At 73.4% G+C, this 3,981-nt stretch carries 3 protein-coding genes and 1 pseudogene; 3 read left to right on the top strand and 1 reads right to left on the bottom strand.

Annotated elements, in window-relative coordinates:
• Window positions 1-77: 77 nt before the first annotated feature.
• Complete coding sequence (locus AC5LUJ_RS16970; RefSeq protein WP_250284946.1) at window positions 78-1,298, top strand: ABC transporter ATP-binding protein; 1,221 nt, start codon at window positions 78-80, stop codon at window positions 1,296-1,298.
• On the opposite strand, the gene AC5LUJ_RS16965 is transcribed toward AC5LUJ_RS16970, so the two are convergent.
• Window positions 1,264-1,656 (bottom strand): hypothetical protein, encoded by a 393-nt coding sequence (locus tag AC5LUJ_RS16965; protein WP_250290214.1) that lies wholly within the window; start codon window positions 1,654-1,656, stop codon window positions 1,264-1,266. The two genes, AC5LUJ_RS16970 and AC5LUJ_RS16965, sit on opposite strands and share 35 nt — an antisense overlap.
• Between AC5LUJ_RS16965 and AC5LUJ_RS16960 the strand changes: the two genes are divergently transcribed.
• Both AC5LUJ_RS16960 and AC5LUJ_RS16955 read left to right on the top strand, forming a co-directional pair.
• On the top strand, window positions 1,553-2,971 hold the full coding sequence (locus AC5LUJ_RS16960; RefSeq protein ID WP_445548272.1) for a glycosyltransferase family 2 protein: 1,419 nt from the start codon (window positions 1,553-1,555) through the stop codon (window positions 2,969-2,971). The two genes, AC5LUJ_RS16965 and AC5LUJ_RS16960, sit on opposite strands and share 104 nt — an antisense overlap.
• A pseudogene (locus tag AC5LUJ_RS16955) lies at window positions 2,968-3,981 on the top strand (hypothetical protein); the annotation flags it as partial. The gene AC5LUJ_RS16960 and the pseudogene AC5LUJ_RS16955, both read left to right, overlap by 4 nt.

Below are 3,981 nucleotides of genomic sequence, written 5' to 3'. Positions count from 1 at the left end.
CCAGCCTGGCATCCGCGGCGGACGCGGCGAGCCCGGTGGACGCGGCAGGTCCGGTGGACGCGGCAGGTCCGGCGTCCATGGTGGGCGCCCCGGCGCCCGAGGCCGCCCCGGGGGGCCCGTCGGCTGCCCCGATGGTGATCCGGGCGACCGGTGTGAGCAAGAAGTTCGTCTCCTACCACCGGCGGGCGACCAGCCTCAAGGAGCTGTTCGTCCGCCGCGGGCAGGCCAGCGGGGACGACTTCTGGGCGCTGCGCGACATCGACGTGGAGATCGGCAACGGCCAGACGGTGGGGCTCGCCGGGGCGAACGGCTCCGGCAAGTCCACGCTGCTGAAGGTGCTGGCCGGCATCCTGCGCCCGACCCACGGCGAGGTCTCGGTCAACGGGCGGATCGCCTCCCTGCTGGAGCTCGGCGCCGGCTTCAACGGCGAGCTGACCGGGCGGGACAACGTCTACCTCAACGCGTCCCTGCTCGGCCTGTCCCGCCGCGAGATCGACCGGATGTTCGACTCGATCGTCGACTTCGCCGAGCTCCCCCACAAGATCGACGACGAGGTCAAGCACTACTCGTCCGGCCAGTACGTCCGGCTCGGGTTCGCCGTGGCCGTCCACGTCGACCCGGACGTCCTGCTGGTGGACGAGGTGCTGGCGGTCGGGGACGAGGCCTTCCAGAAGAAGTGCCTGGCGAAGATCGAGGAGTTCCGGCGGCAGGGGCGCACGATCCTGTTCGTCACGCACTCCCTGGACCTGGTCGAGAGCATCTGCGACCGGGTCCTGGTCCTGGAATCCGGTTCGATGATCTTCGACGGCGCGCCGGAGATCGGCACCCGGCTGCTGCGGCAACGCCTGGGCAGCCTGCCCTCGGACGGGCCCGTGCCCTACGACGTCGCCGCCGTCCGGCCCGTCCTGGCGACCTTCGCCAGGGACCCTGGGGGGCCGTCCCAGGTCCAGTTCGACCCGGGTGAGAAACTGACCGTCTCCCTGACCCTCGACCTCACCCTGGACGCGCCGGAACGGATCTACCTGCACGTCTACGTTCTCGGCCAGCACGATCTGCCGATCTGGCTGATGGAGACGCCCGTCGGCGGCATACCGAGCAGACCCGGCCTGCTCACCGTGGACTTCACCGTGCCGAAAATCCCCGAGCTGCTGGGCGCGTTCGCGATCAGCGTGCACGTCTCCGATGCCGCCACCGGCGCCCCGGTCACCAAGCGCCGCTTCGACGACCTGTTCGGGATCAGCGGCCCGCAGGCCGGTGGCCTGCTCAAAGTCGACTACGAGGCGAGGGCCCGCGGATGAGCGACCCGACCACCCCCGGCCCGGCCCCCGGGCCGAACACCGAGTCCGCCAGCGCGTCCAGCAGCCCGGCCAGCCCGGCCAGCGCGTCCAGCAGCCCGGCCACCGCGCCCGCCAGCCCGGCCAGCGCGTCCAGCAGCCCGGCCGGCGCGCCCGCCAGCCCGGTCAGCACGTCCAGCAGCCCGGCCACCGAGTCCAGCAGCCCGGCCGGCGCGCCCGCCAGCGCGTCAGCCGCCCTGGGCGTCACACCCACCGACCTGACCAGCGCGGCCGGCGACCCGGCCGTCGCCGCCACCGGCCCGGACACCACGCCCGCCGGCCCGGAGGCCGAGCCGGCCAAGCCGCTGGTGACCGTCGTCATCGTCAACTGGAACGGTGCGCACCTGCTGCCGGCCTGCCTGGACGGCCTGGCCAAGCAGGTGACCGGCTTCGCCTTCGAGACGTGGGTGGTCGACAACGCGTCGCAGGACTCCTCCCGGGCGCTGCTGGCCGAGCGCTACCCGTGGGTCCGGCTGGTGCCCTCCGAGACCAACCTCGGCTTCGCCGGCGGCAACAACCTCGCGCTACGCGCGGTCACCACCGAGTACGCCGCCCTGCTCAACAACGACGCGGTGCCCGAGCCGGACTGGCTGGCCAACCTGCTGGCGCCGTTCGACGCCCCCGGCGGCGACCGCCTGGGTGCGGTCACCGGCAAGGTCGTCTTCCTCCCCCGCTTCCTACGGCTGCGGCTGTCGACGCCGGCCTTCACCCCCGGCCCGCACGACCCGCGCGAACTCGGCGTCCGGGTGTCGTCGGTGACCGTCGACGGCCGGGAGGTGCTACGGGAGGTCCTGTGGGAGAAACTGACCTTCGGCGCCGAGGGCGGCCGGGACGCGCCGTTCTTCTGGACCCGCGGTGACGGCGAGCTGTGCGTCCCGGTCCCGGAAGGGGGCCCGGTCACGCTCGGTTTCACCTGGGCCGGCCAGGCACCCAAACCGGTCACGCTGAGCTGGGACGGCGGGTCGGTCACGCTGGACGCCGGCGCCGAACCGTCCACGGTGGAGTTCACCGTCCCGGACGGCGTGGCGCGCGTCGATGTGATCAACAACGTCGGCGGGATCGTGCTGCGCGACGGGTACGGCGCCGACCGCGGCTACCAGCAGGTCGACACCGGCCAGTTCGCCCGGGCCGAGGAGGTTTTCACCGCCTGCGGCAACGGCATGGCGATCCGCACCCAGCTTGGGCGCGAGCTCGGCTGGTTCGACGACGACTTCTTCCTCTACTACGAGGACACCGACCTGTCCTGGCGGATCCGCGCCCGCGGCTACACGATCCGTTACATACCGGACGCGGTGCTGCGGCACGTCCACTCGGCGTCCAGCGTCGAGTGGTCGCCGCTGTTCGTCTTCCACACCGACCGTAACCGGCTGCTGATGCTCACCAAGGACGCGAGCGCCCGGATCGCGCTGGCGGCGGTGGCCCGCTACCCGCTGACGACCGCGTCCATCGCGCTGCGGACGCTGCGCCAGGCGTGGGCCGCGCGCAGCCGCCCCCCGCTGCGCCCGACCTGGCTGCGGCTGACGGTCATCGCCTCCTACCTGCGGCTGCTGCCGGCCATGCTGGCCCGCCGCCGGGCGATCTCACGCACCGCCTCGACCCGCCGCCACGAGCTGGAGAACTGGCTGGTGCGACGATGACGACCGGACCGACGACACCACCGACGGCAACACCGGCGGCACCGGCACCGGCACCGGCGGCAACACCGGCGGCCACGACGACACCGGCACCGCCCGCGACAGCGCAGGCGACCGCAACGCGGCCGGTCGCCGCCGAGGCCACCGCTCGGCACCCGGCTGACACGCGGCGGCCGGCAGCCAAGCCGGCCAGCGGCATCCGGGCCGCCGTCTACAACAGGTTCTGGCACTCCATGGGCGGCGGGGAACGCCACAACGGCATGATCGCCGAGGTGCTCGCGGCCGAAGGCGCCGAGGTCGACCTGCTGGGGCATTCGGCGGTCGACCTGGACGCGCTCGGTGCCCACCTCGGGCTCGACCTGTCCGGCTGCCGGTACCGCCTGCTGCCCGACCGGGGCGACGACGCCGTCGCCGAGATCAGCGCCGAGTACGACCTGTTCGTCAACGGCTCGTACATGAGCCGGCTGGTCCCCCGCTCGAGGCACTCGGCGTACCTGTGCTTCTTCCCGACACCGGCCGATCACGACGCGGCGGCGTGGCGCCGGGCCGCGATCCGCGCCGGCAGCCCGTTCCTGCGAGGCGTGCGCCCGGCGGTCGGGTACGGGACGGGCTGGTATCCGCCCGAGGGCGGCCGCCGCCGGCAGTGGGTCTGGTCGAACGGCGCGGGGGTCCTCTCGGTCGCCCCCGGCGGCGACCGGGTGCTGCACGCCGACGTCGGCCGGCCCGGGGCGTCCGGGACGGTACGGCTGCGCGTCATCGACGCGGCCGGGCAGGCCCTCGCCGACGTCGAGGCCGGCGCCGTGTTCACGCCGGTCGCCGTGCCGCTGCCCGCCTCGTCCACCGGAACCGAGCTGACCCTGGTCAGCGAGACGTTCACCCCCGCGGCGACGGACGCTCCAGGCACGCCGGACGCACCGGACGCACCGGACGCACCGGATGAATCAGGCATCCCGGACACATCATCAGGCACGCCAGGTACGCCCGACGAACTGGGCACACCATGCCCTCCAGGC

Source organism: Protofrankia sp. CiP1_Cm_nod3, from assembly GCF_982290655.1.
This window is presented reverse-complemented; position numbering and strand designations above follow the sequence as displayed.

Bases quoted from the DNA above. Each gene is read 5' to 3' on its own strand.
- AC5LUJ_RS16970 (WP_250284946.1), top strand. From the start codon at position 78: ATGGTGGGCGCCCCGGCGCCCGAGGCCGCCCCGGGGGGCCCGTCGGCT.
- AC5LUJ_RS16965 (WP_250290214.1), bottom strand. From the start codon at position 1,656: ATGACGACGGTCACCAGCGGCTTGGCCGGCTCGGCCTCCGGGCCGGCG.